Source organism: Lacihabitans soyangensis (assembly GCF_024343775.1).
Taxonomy (GTDB): Bacteria; Bacteroidota; Bacteroidia; order Cytophagales; family Spirosomataceae; genus Leadbetterella; species Leadbetterella soyangensis.
The window spans coordinates 183647-198743 of record NZ_RJUF01000194.1; the positions used below are offsets into that span (position 1 = coordinate 183647).

At 37.1% G+C, this 15097-nt stretch carries 10 protein-coding genes; 3 read left to right on the forward strand and 7 right to left on the reverse strand.

All coding sequences use genetic code 11. The annotated features are described in order from the left end of the window. On the reverse strand, positions 1–1044 hold the full coding sequence (locus EGI31_RS24005; protein WP_255039738.1) for a DUF3089 domain-containing protein: 1044 nt from the start codon (positions 1042–1044) through the stop codon (positions 1–3). Between the two features lie 97 nt (positions 1045–1141). On the opposite strand from EGI31_RS24005, the gene EGI31_RS24010 reads away from it, so the two are divergent. Then, positions 1142–4465, forward strand: coding sequence for a carboxypeptidase-like regulatory domain-containing protein (locus tag EGI31_RS24010; protein ID WP_255039739.1), 3324 nt, complete (start codon positions 1142–1144; stop codon positions 4463–4465). Between the two features lie 393 nt (positions 4466–4858). Here the strand turns inward: EGI31_RS24010 and trpA are convergent, their stop codons facing one another. After that, complete coding sequence (gene trpA, locus EGI31_RS24015; protein ID WP_255039740.1) at positions 4859–5632, reverse strand: tryptophan synthase subunit alpha; 774 nt, start codon at positions 5630–5632, stop codon at positions 4859–4861. 58 nt (positions 5633–5690) lie between these two features. Then, positions 5691–7196: a M20/M25/M40 family metallo-hydrolase gene (locus tag EGI31_RS24020; protein WP_255039741.1), complete on the reverse strand. Its 1506-nt coding sequence runs from the start codon at positions 7194–7196 to the stop codon at positions 5691–5693. Positions 7197–7848: 652 nt separating this feature from the next. Here EGI31_RS24020 and EGI31_RS24025 point away from each other — a divergent pair. Next, positions 7849–8673 (forward strand): N-acetylmuramoyl-L-alanine amidase, encoded by an 825-nt coding sequence (locus EGI31_RS24025; RefSeq protein WP_255039742.1) that lies wholly within the window; start codon positions 7849–7851, stop codon positions 8671–8673. Positions 8674–8746: 73 nt separating this feature from the next. Here EGI31_RS24025 and EGI31_RS24030 read toward each other — a convergent pair whose 3' ends face one another. From EGI31_RS24030 to EGI31_RS24045, 4 genes are all read right to left on the reverse strand, one after another. Beyond that, on the reverse strand, positions 8747–10261 hold the full coding sequence (locus tag EGI31_RS24030; protein WP_255039743.1) for a CHAT domain-containing protein: 1515 nt from the start codon (positions 10259–10261) through the stop codon (positions 8747–8749). A gap of 1282 nt (positions 10262–11543) precedes the next feature. Then, positions 11544–13100 (reverse strand): S8 family serine peptidase, encoded by a 1557-nt coding sequence (locus tag EGI31_RS24035; RefSeq protein ID WP_255039744.1) that lies wholly within the window; start codon positions 13098–13100, stop codon positions 11544–11546. A gap of 90 nt (positions 13101–13190) precedes the next feature. Continuing rightward, a complete protein-coding gene (locus EGI31_RS24040) occupies positions 13191–13871 on the reverse strand; it encodes a CDC27 family protein (protein ID WP_255039745.1) in 681 nt (226 codons plus the stop codon). Further along, entirely contained in the window at positions 13861–14436 is a 576-nt protein-coding gene (locus tag EGI31_RS24045) for an RNA polymerase sigma factor (RefSeq protein WP_255039746.1), read from the reverse strand. Before EGI31_RS24045 ends, EGI31_RS24040 begins: the two co-directional genes overlap by 11 nt. Positions 14437–14616: 180 nt before the next feature. Between EGI31_RS24045 and EGI31_RS24050 the strand changes: the two genes are divergently transcribed. Beyond that, a complete protein-coding gene (locus tag EGI31_RS24050) occupies positions 14617–15012 on the forward strand; it encodes a hypothetical protein (RefSeq protein WP_255039747.1) in 396 nt (131 codons plus the stop codon). Positions 15013–15097 lie beyond the last annotated feature (85 nt).

Below are 15097 nucleotides of genomic sequence, written 5' to 3' on the forward strand. Positions count from 1 at the left end.
TTATTCAATATAGTTTTTCACACGCAAAGCTACGTTTTCTCTGACATTCATCCAAAAAAGATTATAATCGGCAAAATGCCAGATTTTAGTTTTTATAAACGCCTTGCCAAAAACCTTTGGTTTTTTGATCCATAATAACCCCTCAGAGGCTTTAGAAGATACTATTTGGGGTGATACTTTGAATTTCAGACCAACTGTTCCTTTATGAAGGGAATAATCCGTAAAAATATCTTCATTAGTCCAAATTATGGGATTCACGAGTTGTGACTTATGTAATCCATTTTTATAATAATCTGGAAAATAACCATTTGAAAACGTGTTCCAACTCACATACCCGCCAATTTCCTCAGGTTTTGTACTCAGTTTTATATTCTTAAACATGCTGTCATTTACAGGCATGCCCACCAAATACGCCGTCACAAGTTTTTCTTTAAGTGGTTTTTCATCAAAAAAATCTTGTAATAGTCTGATAGCATGCAAAGTACCTTGACTATGAGCAGCTATCAGGATGGGTCTGTTCTGATTGAAGTGGCTGAGATAGTACTCAAAAGCCATTTTCACATCGGAGTAGGCCAAATCCAAAGCCTTTTTAGCAGAGACCGAATCCTTTGTCAGGAAAACAGAATAATGAGCCTGTCTGTATCGTGGAGCATATACTTTACAGCTTCCGTTAAATACCGTTGCCTGGTTTTTAATGGCTGAGTTATCTATTTTGGCGTTCAGCTTTTGGTCTTCTGTAGAGGCATTCCACGTATACTCATTCTCCGGCAATTGGGTGTAAATAGTCGGATAAATATAAAACACATCAGCTGGGGCCTTGGCTTGATTATCGCCCATAACATTCTTGGATTTTGGAAGAAGGTCAGCCATATCGCTTATCGTAGGCAAAGCGGCCCAACTCTGGTTCTCCGAGTAATTGGGCACTTTAGGCAATGGCCCAACATTGAAGTCATTGATAATGAGAATTTTATTCTGAGAATTAGCCTCTAGTGACCCCACAACCATGAATAGTACGAATATTTGAGTAAAAATTATTCTAATCATTTTATGATTATTTTTTGATTTTATTGTATTGAAATAATTTTAATGCTTATTTTTGACCTTTATTTTCATTCATTAACCAAATAATGCTGCCTTAATTATGAGTAAAATTTACCCAAACCTAAAAAAATTATTCCTCTTTGTAGCTATTTGTCTTATTAATGTAAGTTTTACATTCGGACAAACAGTGATTTCAGGAATGATTTCTGACTCCAAAACCAAAGAGCCTTTGGTGGGTGTGAGTGTGCAAATCAAAGGAAAAGTAATTGGAACTATCACTGACGTAAAAGGAAAGTTTGAATTTACTACATCAACTCCATTACCACTTCAATTGGTAATTTCATCAGTTGGCTACAAAGCACAAGAGTATACTGTAAACTCCGAAAATGCAGCCATCAACATCAGTCTTGAAGACCAAGACATTATGGGTCAGGAAATTGTAGTATCTGCTTCTCGTGTAGAGGAAAGTGTAATGAAATCTGCCGTCACTGTGGAAAAGTTGGACCTTAGAGCTATCCGCGAAACAGCTGCTCCAAGTTTTTATGACGCTATCGCTAACATGAAGGGTGTGGATATGACAACTCAGGGCTTATTGTTCAAATCTATAAACATGAGAGGGTTTGGTGCCACAGGTAACCCTAGAACCGTGCAAATGATAGATGGTATGGATAACTCGGCCCCTGGATTAAATTTCCCAGTGGATAATATCGTGGGTATGCCAGAATTGGATGTGGAATCAGTTGAAATTTTGCCTGGTGCTGCTTCTGCCTTGTATGGACCAAATGCCATTAACGGTTTAGTTTTGATGAATTCGAAAAGCCCGTTTTTGTACCAAGGCCTTAGCAGTACATTGAAAACTGGCGTAATGAATGAAAGTAGTAGAACAAGAGCTACAACTCCTTTCTATGACTTTTCTATCAGATATGCAAAGGCTTTTAATAACAAAACTGCATTTAAATTAAATTTAGCGTATATCGGTGCAGACGACTGGGAGGCCAACAATTATACCAACTTAAATGTTGGCGGTGTAGAAAATGGCACTAGAGGTGCAGGTGTAGATCCTGATTATGATGGTCAGAATATTTATGGCGATGAAGTACAAGCTAACATGCTCACAGTAGCCAACGGACTAGTAGCCGCTAAACTTTTGCCAGCCGCAGCTACTGCTCTAATTCCAAATGCTCCTGTAAGTAGAACTGGATTTTTGGAAAGAGATTTAGTAGACTACAATACGAAATCATTTAAAACTAATGTGGCTTTACACCATAGATTTAGCGAGAAAGTTGAATTTATAGCTCAAGCCAATTTTGGATTGGGAACTACCGTATATACAGGAGCCGCTAGATACTCATTATCAAATTTTAGAATAGGCCAATACAAAGCTGAGTTAAAAGGAGATAATTTTAACTTGAGAGCTTATACAACACTTGAAAATTCAGGTCAATCGTATGCTTCGGGCTTGTCGGCACTAGGTATGCTGAACGAGATCAAACCACATGCAACATGGTTTGGGCAGTACGTAGGTGCTTTCGCACAAGCCAGAGGTGCTGGACAAGCCGAGGCGGCTGCTCACCTTACCGCAAGAGGGGTTGCTGATGCCGGACTACCAGCTACTCAAACTGATGCTCTAAACAACTTGGCGGAAAAATATCACAATATTTCTATTTCACAAGGTGGCGGTGCATTTGACGACAAATCTAAATTATTTCACGCCGAAGGATTTTATAATTTTAAAAATGAAGTGAAATTCATTGATTTAATGGTAGGTGCCAACGTAAGAAGATACCAATTGGCTTCTAATGGTACTTTGTTCGCTGATTTGAAAGAAGGTAGATCTGGTGTAATTAACATAGACGAATTTGGGGGATTTTTACAGGCATCAAAGAGCATGTTTAAAGACCATTTTAAGTTGACAGGATCAATGAGATATGATAAAAACGAAAACTTTGAAGGTCAGTTTACTCCAAGAATTTCTGGTGTATTTACATTTGGCCAACATAACATTAGATTGTCATATCAATCAGGTTTTAGAATTCCTACTACTCAAAACCAGTATATCGATTTGTTTGCAGGAGCGGGAACTTTAATTGGTGGATTACCAGAATTTGATGCGAGATATAAATTAGCCACAGGTATTCCTGTACAAAGTTTAGCTCCAGCAAATGTTGCTAAATATGCCGCAGATCCAGCTGTTCAAGCCCAAGCTACGCAGTATGCAACTGCCGCTGTTACTGCTCAAGCTACACCTGCAATTACGGCTGGAGTGAATGCAGCTATAGAGGCTCAAGTTAAACAAGGAGTTACTGCTGCAATTACTCAACAAGTAACAGCTGGAGTTACAGCAGCCATTACACAACAAGTTACAGCTGCCGTAACCGCTCAAGTTACGGCTGCCGTAAATGCTGCAGTTGCCGCTGGAACATTAACTCAAGCCGCTGCTGCCGCCGCTATACAAGCTCAGGTTGCTGCCGCCTTGCCTGCACAAGTTACAGCTGCCCTAACGGCTAATCTACAGGCTGAGGTTGCCAAAGCATTACCTGGAGCCTTGGCCGCAAATTTGAATACTGAAGTTGCAAAAGCTCTTCCAGGTGCATTAGCAGCAAATTTCCAACCTGCTTTCAACGCGGAACTACAAAAAGCATTAACTGCTAACGTTCCTGGTGTTGTAGCACAGGTATTACCTGCGTTTGCTCTGGCCAAAATACCTAAGTATCAAGTTAAAGCCCTACAGCCTGAAAGAATTCAATCTTATGAAATTGGATACAAAGGCTTAATTGGCAAAAAGGTGTTTATTGACGCGTACCATTATTGGAGTATATATACTAACTTTATCGGTGGCACTTCAATTGTTGTTCCTACTGCACCAGCAGGCCCGGGCTTACCTATCGAATCGGGTGTAGCTAGTGCCTCTACCCGTTTGGCATACTCAAGACCTTCGAATACTGGATCAGAAATTAGAGTAAAAGGTTGGGCTGGAAATATTAATTACGCCCTACCAAAAGGATTTAACATTGGTGGAAATATCGCCTTTAACGAACTAACAGGTTTTACTGTAACACCTGAGCAACAATATGCTGGCTTTAATACACCTAGATATCGTTATAATGTTAATTTTGGGAAACGTTTGGGCAGTGGAGATAAAGTAGGATTTAACCTATCGCTCCGTCACCAAGATTCATTTGTTTGGGAATCGTCTTTTGTGATTCCTACAACCACAACAAATAATAACTTTACTAACACTACTGTTCCTAAAATTACGAATTTGGATGCACAGGTAAGCTTAAAAGTACCGGCTATGAAGTCTATAATAAAAGTTGGAGGAACAAATATTGGGTCTAAGCCTTATTTCCAAGCTTTTGGTAGTGCTATGGTCGGAAGCATGTACTATGTGTCGATATCTTATGATGAACTTTTCAATAGATAACTAACCAAAAATTATTGGAAAATGGCCTTGGCCAAACTTCATAATTTTCTTTGGTTTATTAGAAAAAGACCTCCAATTGGGGGTCTTTTTTTGTGGTTTACCTTTGGTTCAGTTCCTTGGAAAATTTCTCCAAAATAAGTGTCATTCCAAATAAAGTTCACCTAGAAAACTACATGCCAAAAAACGAAAAGGATTGTTTCCTTAAAGAATATTATTCTAAAAGAAGCCTACCGAAATCTTAAAATTTAACTTTGCGAGCTTTGCGAAAACCCTTTGCGAATTTTGTGTGGAAAAAAATAACTCAGACTAGGATTCTCTACCAAAAATGATAACAAACCTTTGCGATTCTTTGAGAAAAACTTTACGGCCTTGCGTTAAAAAAAGTAACAAAAACTACCTCAAAGACTTCAAATATGAAATAACCTCTCCCTTCAAATCCTTGGCAGCTCCGATTATTCTCACAAATTGACTACCGATAATTGCACCCGATGCATATTTTGAGGCAGTTTGGAAGGTTTCTTTATCTTTTATACCAAAGCCAATTAAGCGAGGATTACGAAGATTCATGGCATTTACACGGTTAAAATACGCCTCCATTTCCGGTGTGATTCCTGATGTGGCTCCTGTAACACTAGCTGAGGAAACCATGTAAATAAACCCATCGGAAATTTCATCAATCTTCCGTATTCTTTCTTCTGAAGTTTGTGGGGTAATTAAGAAAATATTAAGCAAGCCATATTGGTCAAAAATCTTTTTATATTCTCTAAAATATTCATCAACTGGCAAATCGGGAAGGATGAGGCCATCGATTCCTATTTCCTGACACTTTTTAGCAAACGCCTCAATACCAAATTGATACACCGGATTAAGATATCCCATTAGAACAATCGGTACCGTAATGCCTTTGCCTCTAATTCCTTCCAATTGCTCAAAAAGAACTTTCAAAGACATACCATTCTCCAAAGCTTTCTGATTGGATTCTTGAATGGTCTCACCATCGGCCACAGGGTCCGAATAGGGCATTCCTATCTCCACAATATCCACCCCACCTTCTTGCAATGCCTCCAAAACAGTGGTAGTATCACTTAAATTCGGAAATCCAGCTGTAAAATATACGTTGAGTACTTCTTGTTTTCTATTCTGAAATAAGGCAGTGATTCTGTTCATTTGCTTTTTAATCTTGCCGCAAAATTAGACAATATTTCCACCGCACAATTGACATTTCTTAAAAATCACTACTTAAAAGCCCCATCATGGTTTTTATACCTTCAAAATAATTACCCAGTCGCAAGTTTTCGTTAGCACTGTGTTGGTTGTTATCTGCGTTTACTGTCGGTACAATTACGGCCGTGACTCCAAGTTTAGTCACGAATGGAGAAATCGGGACTGAACCGCCCATGGTTGGCAATTTGATTATCTTTTTATCGGTGGTTTTTGCAAGTGCCTTTTCCAGCCAAATGCCAATAGCTCCGTTTGGATCAGTATTAAATGCCCCGTATGCCGGCCTTGAACCGACTTTAATTATTTTCTCATATTTAGTCCTTTCCTCAGGTGTAGGATCTTGTTCAGTTATAAAATATCCGTTAGAAGCAATAAAATCCTTCACATTTTGAAGCAATTTCTCGGGCTTAGTAGCAGCTACAGTTCGGATGTCAATTTCGGCAACGGCTTTGTCAGGAATAATGGTGGCCGCCAAGGCTCCAACTTCTCCTGCCTTAAAGCCTCTAATGTTCAAAGAGGGATAAACTAATGCCTCCTGGTAGCTTTCTCCTACTTTATCGGGCGTTTTGATTCCTAATTTAGAGTTTATCAGAGACAAATCATCTGGGATTTCTTTTAGTTTCTGTTTGGCCTTGGCGTCTAATTTCACACCATCATAAAATCCAGGAATGAGTACTTTACCATCCTCGGATTTCATAGTTGCCAATAATTGAGCCATCCTTAGGGCCGGATTAGGAAGGTAATTGCCATAATGTCCACTGTGCTGAGGCGTGTAGGCACCATAAGTGGTAAGGGTCAGCGTGGCTATACCTCTGGCTCCAAAAGTTATGGTAGGTAAGTTAGATACATGTCCGGGTCCATCAAAAATCAGAAGCAAATCTGAAGACAAGGCAGACTTATGACTATCAATTATTCCTGGAAGATTAACCGACCCCTTTTCTTCCTCAAAATCCACCAAAATCTTTAGGTTATACGGTGTTTTAATATTTTGTGATTCTAATGCATCCAAAGCAGCCAATAACATCACCCCAGGACCTTTGTCGTCCGAGGATGCTCTGCCAAATATTCGCCACTCAGGATCTATTTTCTTTTGTAGATTTTCTATCGGTATGATTTTCCAGTTGCCATTTACCGCATTTTTTTGTTTCAAGACAGGCTTAAAGGGGTCTTCTTGAAACCATTCTGACGGGACAACAGGCTGTCCATCGGAGTGGTAATAGTAAAGAATAGTTTTGGATTTCGGATTTTGCGATTTCTTCTCCAACAACAGCACAGGAATTGTACTGGTCTCTAGTCGCCTTGATTCAAATCCCCTTTTAACAAACTGATTCTCCACCCAAACGACATTTCTCATGATGTCTTCCTTGTAATTGGCATCACAGGGTATGGACAGATATTCTAAGAACAGCGGAAAATGTTTAGTGCCGAAATGATTTGCGAGAGAATCAAATTTGGTTTTCTGGGCAAAAACATTGGGAAGTATTAAAAATAAAAAGACAACTTTTTTCATTATTCGGTAAGGAGATTTTTAGGTTCTACAAACTTATAGATAAGTAGCACAATTTGGTTTCGAGATTAAAGAATATTTAAAACTATTTGCTATTTTAGTATTACTGTCATCTGACTAAAATGAATTTACTTAAAAAATCTACCCTAAGTAGTCATTTAACCTTGATTTTATTTTCACATTAAAAACTACCCCCTTACTGACTGGCGTCGCCTCGCCGGCGGGGCCTTCATTTTTTTTCGAAAAAAAACGAAGCAAAAAAAACTGCACCCTGCAAACTCACACAGTCAAAATTCTCATATCCCAGTAGTTATAAAAATATTCCCTTTAGAGAATTTTGACTGTGTTCAAACAGTGCAGGGGGCGATATAAAGATTTCATTTTTTTTATTTTATTTTTCACGGATGACAGTATTTTAAAGTCATAAGGATATTATATAATTTCATTTTAAAAGGTCATTTTGAGCATTTTAAATATTTTTTTTACAAATATGATGATTTTTTATATATCTTATTACCAATACTTTAAATTACATATATTGTTCTTTTTAAGTACTAAAAGTATGAAATGAACATAAGAATATTTTTTTGGCACAAATATTGATTCCCTACAATCGTATCCCAATAATAAGTTTTTGCTTTTCTAAATTTCTTGTATGAAAAATCATTTATTCTATCTGGCCGCGGCTGTTTCGCTGATAGCTTTAAGTTCTTTTAAAGACAAAAATCCAAGTTCTAAAGGCTCGCCTAAAATGGCCAACTATGAAATATTTGGAGATAACCATTCCTCTACTCCAATCCTTGATAACGAACTTTACGACCACGTGTATTATATTGTTAGCGGACATGGTGGCCCAGATCCTGGAGCCAATGCCAAAGTAAACGGCAAACTTGTGGCCGAAGACGAATATGCCTATGATGTAAGCTTAAGACTGGCCAAAAATCTACTCATGCACGGTGCCAAAGTGTACATGATTGTGCGAGACGAAAATGACGGCATTCGAGACCATGAATACCTTGAAACAGACACCGACGAAGTAGTTTGGGGCGGCGAAAAAATACCCTTGAATCAAGCTGCCAGACTTAGACAAAGAACCCAAATTATTAACGAGCTTTATGCCGAAAACGCACGCAAAGGTTATGAAATTCAGAGAGTTATAGAAACACATGTGGATTCGCGATACACCGACAATAAAGTTGATATTTTCTTTTACTACAACGATCGCAAGCCCGAAAGCAAGCAATTGGCCGAAGGAATGTATGATACAATTAAAAAGAAATACAACGCCAAACAAAAAGGTCGTGGCTACACTGGAGAAGTAAAAGCACGTGATCTTTGGATGATAAAGGAATCAAAGCCGCCTATAGTTTTTATAGAATTGGGTAACATCACCAACGAATTTGACAGAAAACGTCTGCTTTTGGCAGACAACAGACAAGCCATAGCTAACTGGTTTGCACAAGGGCTCATGAATAACTAGGATTATTTATAACATACACAAAGAATGCCGGAGGCCGAGAGGTTTTCCGGTATTTTTTTGTTCCAAAAGGTCGCTAGGCGGCTCTTCTGTTTCTATCAAAATATAAACCTCCAGCAATTATGGAAATCACAAAAATGACACTTAAAACCAGAAGAACGGGAGTATTATTATTTAATTGTAAAGTCTGCCCCACCAAAACCATACATGCCCAATCAGTTGGTCCAGCGTTAGGGTGAAGCTCCAAAAACTCCAATTTGGCCTTTTGTAATGCTTCGTCTTTGGATAGACCTTGGTTTAGATATATGTAGAAAAGCTCAGTAAGTTGATAGGTGTTTTTGTCTTCCACACTCCAGAGGGAGGTGATGGTGGCAGGAATTCCTAACATTGAAAAACCTCGTGCAAGGCTCAATACACCTTCGCCTTTGGCCAGTTTGCCGACGCCCGTTTTACAAGCCGAGAGTACCAATAGTTGGGTATTAAACTGATCTTCGGCATTGAGTTCAGAAATTTTCAGGGCATCGTCAGCAAAATAAATCTTGGGCTCGGTGTCTAGGCTATCTGCGAATGCATGAGTAAAAATCTGAACTATTTTGTGGTCTTTAGCTTGCTGCAGAAATTTGGCCTTTGTGGCTACCTTTCCGGTAAAAGTATTTGAAAACCAATAGTTTTTGGCCACATTTCCCAAGGTTAGGTCAGAAGTTTTGAGGGAATTGAGCTGATTATTAAATTCGACAGGAGCAAAACCGACAAATGACTGATTTGGCCAAAATTTAGTTTCTACAGCTTTTTTAAGCAAAAACTGACCCGAATAAGTATAAGAAATGGCATAATCTTTTAGCAAATATTGTGCACTGGCGGCCGAAGAACTCAAAGCTTCGAAAGGCATAAAAACACCGTCTTGAGAGATAATCAGGTGGCCTTTCGGAATATTCAGCGGTTTAATTAGTTTTTGATAGATAACAGAACCCATTGATAAAATTCTGGCAAAATCCGCCTTGGTGCCTTGATTGGTGGCCAAGAAATTTACAAACTCTTGATTTTGAGCAACATCATATTTAAACTGTTTGACCTCCGCCTTGGTTGGGGATATGACCATGGCATAACTGGCCGAATCTCCAAAAAAGTAGGAAACCATGTTTGCATTTTTGTCTTTGAAATTAGTTTTCAGATATGCCTGCATTTGTTTCAAAGTGCCGATTTGGGTATTGTACTTGAGCTGATAATACGCTGGATATTTTGTTTCCAAAGATTTCACAAAACGTTCTTGTTGCTCTTGTAAATCAAACAATTGGCTGTTTAGTTTCTCTTTCTCTGTGGCCTTCGTTTCGGCTTCTATTTTGGTATTGAGTTCTATTATTTTCCTTTGAAAATCTCGTTCTTTCTCTTGATCGGTCTCATTGAGTTTTTGTTTGGCACCCAATTCATTTAGCTTATCATTAAGCATAACCGCCCGACTTTTCTCCATGAAATAATAGGCTTTTTCGTAGTCTCTTAGGAGATAGCAGGTTTCGATGGCATTTTCGTAAAGTGAGCGGGTTTTGTTTCTCCAGAAGTATTTGGAGAGTGTACCTGTGTGTTCTTGACGCATGAAGTCTACTAAATGATCTGCATTAAATAAAGAGTTAATTCCATTTTGAAGAAACCTAGTTTCATTGTTCTTTTTAAAATCTTGTTTTAAAATTTTAGAAAAATTAACAAATAAATCAAGCAAATAGCCTTTATTTTCAACTTTTAAAAAAACTGGTGTATACTTACTTACAATTTGATTATTATAATTGATATTATATAATTTAAATGCTTCCGTTAAATGATAAATCGCATTTGAATAATTGCCAATTTTTGAATACAGAACACTAATATTATCATGTATTCTAACTTTTAAATTTATATTTTCTACAATTTCTAAGCTTTCTTTATAAAGATGTAATGCTTGAGAATCAAAACCATTTTGCCATAGAATATAAGCCCAATTATTTTTAACCATTGCCATCCCATAATTTGATTCAGCTTTGTAAAAAAAGAAGTATGATTTTTTAAAATATTTTGACATTTCTAAAAAATCCTGTTCCGAACTTTCTAAAATAGCTAAATTTGAATATACTTCTCCGTAAAAATGATTCTCATTCTTTGTTTTCGGGGAACTCGATAATGATAAAGCAGACCACAAAACGCCTTTTGCATTCTTTAAGTCCCCTAATTTTTGGTAACTCTCAGATAATTTAGTTATCGAAGCAAGTAAATATTCAGTATTTTTAAGATCCTCAGCTATTTTTTTTGAAATTTGAGAATATTTGATTGATCTGCTATAATCACCTTCAGAAATTGAAATTCTCGAAAGTAAATCCGAAGCTTGAAAACTAATGTCTATTTTAGAAATAAATTTTTTACTTAATGCTAAAGCTTTTTCCAAGTATTTTTTACTTTCCTTTAAATTTTGGTTTTCAGATTCGTAAAACAAAAGCCCAAGATTCAAATAACTATTAGCGAGATTTTGTTCACTTATATATTTTTTATTCTGTGAATTAATTGCTACGGCCTCCAATGTATATGCGATTGCTTTAACTAAAAATTTATCATTTTTATTATCTAATCCGAGAAACCTATACCTCCTTCCAATAAAATGGTTTATTTTAGCAAGGTTAGAATCTTTTGGATACTTACACTTGTTCCAATCTTGTTTTATTTTCTCAAGAAACTCAATAGATTCTTTATCAGCTAAATTAGAGGACTTCTCTATTTCATTAGTAACTTGTTCAAATTTAAGACTTTGAGAAAATAATTTTTGTGAGAAAAAAAATAGGCTAAAAGACAAGAGAAATTTATTCATCAGGATACAAACTATTTTGCTCTATTTTCTTGGAAATGTATATTTAATACTTTTTCAACAAAACTTTCCCATTTTTTGAAAGGTTTGTTGCACGCCAAGTTGATTCAATCTTGTAATTCAAATCTTCCCGATAGGTCCCGTATCCATTATCAAGTAGTTTATCTTTTCCATCCAATTGATAATCGAGACTTTCCACTACAGGAGTTTGAGCTAAGTTTTTTGAAAAAATGTGAGCAGTAACTATTGGCGTTGAAAATGATGAACCCCAGCTCGCAATTTTTCTTTCAAATATCTTTGAGGTGTTTTCATTAGTATTAGTCAGAATAAATGGAAAGTGAAACAAATAATCCCCTGTTCGATAATTATCACTTTGAACTCCAATATCTATAAATTCATCAGAATAATTTTGATTTGCTGCTTGAAAAATATCGCCGTTAATATTAAATGTCGTTACAGAAATTACGTTTTCGAAAATCGGGCTATAGGCCGCAGGGTAAAACATTTTCTCACGCATTGAAACGTTTCTTAAATTTTTCGCATCTAATTTTTCGCATCTATCACATTCTGAATCAGAATTTCCAGCTGCTGCTACCAATAATACTTTACCATTTTTTAATCTTGTTAATCCTTTTTCTAATGCCCAATTTCTCTTTCCATAGTAACCCCAACTTGCATTAATTACTCGAATTTTTTTAGAATTTTGCATTTGATTATAAGCTAAAACCTCTTCAAAAGCACAAAGTGCATCAAACAAGAAACCTCGTTTATTTTCATCAAGTGTTATTAACGGCAAAAATTTATGAGAAGTGGTTTTCAATTCTCTTTCTAATAAATATGTAACAAAAGTGGCGTGCAGAGGTAATTTTGAAAAAATAGAATCGTTTTCTTTAACAAAATTCCAACCATTTTTCCCAAAATTCTCAAAATTTTCAGAGTTATTTTCCCATAAGTTTACATAATTAAAAGAAGTATCTATTTGGGTGTCAGTTACAGCAATAATATATTCATTATCATTGACATCATCACTATGAGATCCAATTTGACGAGTATTTAGAGAAAAACCTTTAGGGAAATTTTTAAGTTCGGATATCAGTTCCGAATTACTTTCCAAATTATTTTCAGGAATTTTAATTTCTAAATTTAAAGCTATATCTACCCCCAACTCGTCACCATTTGCCCCTCGGGCTCTTGGATTCGAGCCATCTGCTAATCCATCTCCAGATTGTATATCCTGAAACACCCCCCGACCTGCACTCCATAGTTGTAATCCCGGGTTTGATTTACAAGAATCTATTTTTTCATACCCATTTCGTCTCAAGCTACTTTCTATAGCGGGCAAGTTTTCCAAGTTTTCTTCATATACAATTACCATGTTTCGTTGACCTTCAATTTGATTTTCACATAAACTATTCCAATAGAATAATGCCCCAAGTAAAAACACTAAAATTACCGCGACAATTAGATAAATTATCCTCTCATTATTTAAGAAAAAATATACTGCATAAATTAAAATGAATAGAACTATTAATCCGATTAACGAATATTCTGGAACTGGGGAATATGAACTAATCATAGGAGAACACAATACAAATAAATTCATTGGCTTACTTTCACTTTTTGTAAAATTATTTTAGTGACAACTAAACAATACTTGCCACCCCCTCCAACCATTTTCCATTAAACGGTACCTCTATTTTTCAAAATCCAGCAAATCAGCCCCAAAAAGACCCTCTTTTTTGATTTCTTCTAGCAAAACTTCTGCCTTTTGTTTTTGGCCTTGCTGCAAATATGTTAGGGCTAAATAGAACTTGCCTTTGTTTTCTAGAAGCTCCGTATTTTGGGATAATTTCTCGAAAAACTGGATGGCTTCGGGGTATTTTTTGCCTTTTAGGGCCGATAGGCCTGCAAACTCTAGTGCTTTGGGGTCATTTAGCTTTTCGAAAACTTCCAAGGCTTTGGTGTATTCGCCTTCGTTGTAATACTGCTTACCCAGCTCCAAGCTGTCTTCTTTGGCGTCCATCTTTACCGGCAATGTGCTCAGGTTTTGGTCGATGTAGTTTTGGGCCAGTGTTTCTAGGTTTGGCTCTGAGTTTTTGGCAAAAAACCACCAACCTGCCACCAATAGCAACACAGCCGCTATGCCCGCAGACAAAATGGTAAACATAGGCACCTTGGCTTTTGGCTGAGAGGTCCACTGTTTGTGTTTGTCTAGCAATATTTCGTCTCTCAAAATAGACTTAGCTTGGGCGTGAAATGCCACAGACTCCGCAAAGGCGGTATCTGCCATTATTCGCTGCTCCACCACCGCCATTTCCTCGGCCGAGAGCATTCCGCCCAGATAATCGTCTATCAGTTTTGTGTCATTTTCCATACATCTCCTTTAGTTTGTCGAGACAACGCAGCCGTGTGGTTTGTGCCACCGCAGCCGAGCTGTATCCGTATTCAATGGCCGACTCCTTATCCGTAAATCCCTCCGCCCAACGGCTGAGCAATTCCTGACAGCGATCTCCCAAGGTCTTTAATAGTCGGCTTAGTTTTTCATGGTCTTGTTTTCTGATGATCTCCAGTATTACTGACCGTTGCGGGTCTCGGAGGGGTTCCAGCACCGTGTCTAAGGACTGGCTCATCTTGTTATTAGTCGAAATTTTTCTTAGAGCATCAACACATTTGTTGTAAAAAATCAGATAAACGTAAGTTTTTAGACTGGAACGCTGCTCAAACCTCCCAGAACCGATGTGCTCGATGACCGTCAAGATGGTATCTGAGTAAGCCATCGATGCATCTTCCTCGCTCAGTTTGTGTTTGTAGGTGGCATCTTTTATCAGATACCTGTAGTTTTCATACAGTTTGTTCTCAAATCCCTGCCGTTTTGTGCCGCCCAAACGGATTCCCTCTACAATATCTTGCTCCGAAAATTTGCGTTGGAAGAAATTCATTTTCAGCGATTTACAGGTTTGGGTTATACAATTTTAAAAAAACTTTTGAAAAAAAACAAATTTTCTGTTGGTGTTTTTTCTCAAGCTACGACTAAACCTACTGAATGCATTCAAATAAAAAAAGGCGAATGACGAAAAGCCATAAATAGAGTAGTCAGTAAATCAAATAAATTTAAAATAATGGCAAATATTAGTAATGTTAAGCTTGACATATCCCAAGTTCCTGGTCAACCCAAGCAAAAAAAAGTTACCGTAAGTTATCAAATCCGCTTCAATAGTGCTGAAGAGCTAGCAGGGTCTGTTTTTAAGGAATCTGTTACTATTCGAGGCAATGACGTAGGTCCTGATCAACATTTATTTAGACTAAAGTCCCTTTTTGTTAAAGCACAGCCAGGAGTACTTAATCGAAGTTTTTCTAAAAATGTTCATAGAGAAAAATTAGATGAAGATGATGACTTTGGTTTTTTTGGAGTAAAGATTAGTTTCCAAGATGAGGTTTATGCAAATGTTTGTCTTGAACCATTTAACCCTCAAGGTGATTCTTCTAATTCTAATGAAATAGTTAGATTCTTCTAATCTAATCAACGCACAGAGTAATTTTCCAGATAATTCTGTGCGTTTTTTCTTCCCTTTTAGGATACAAAAACCATGAATGCATATT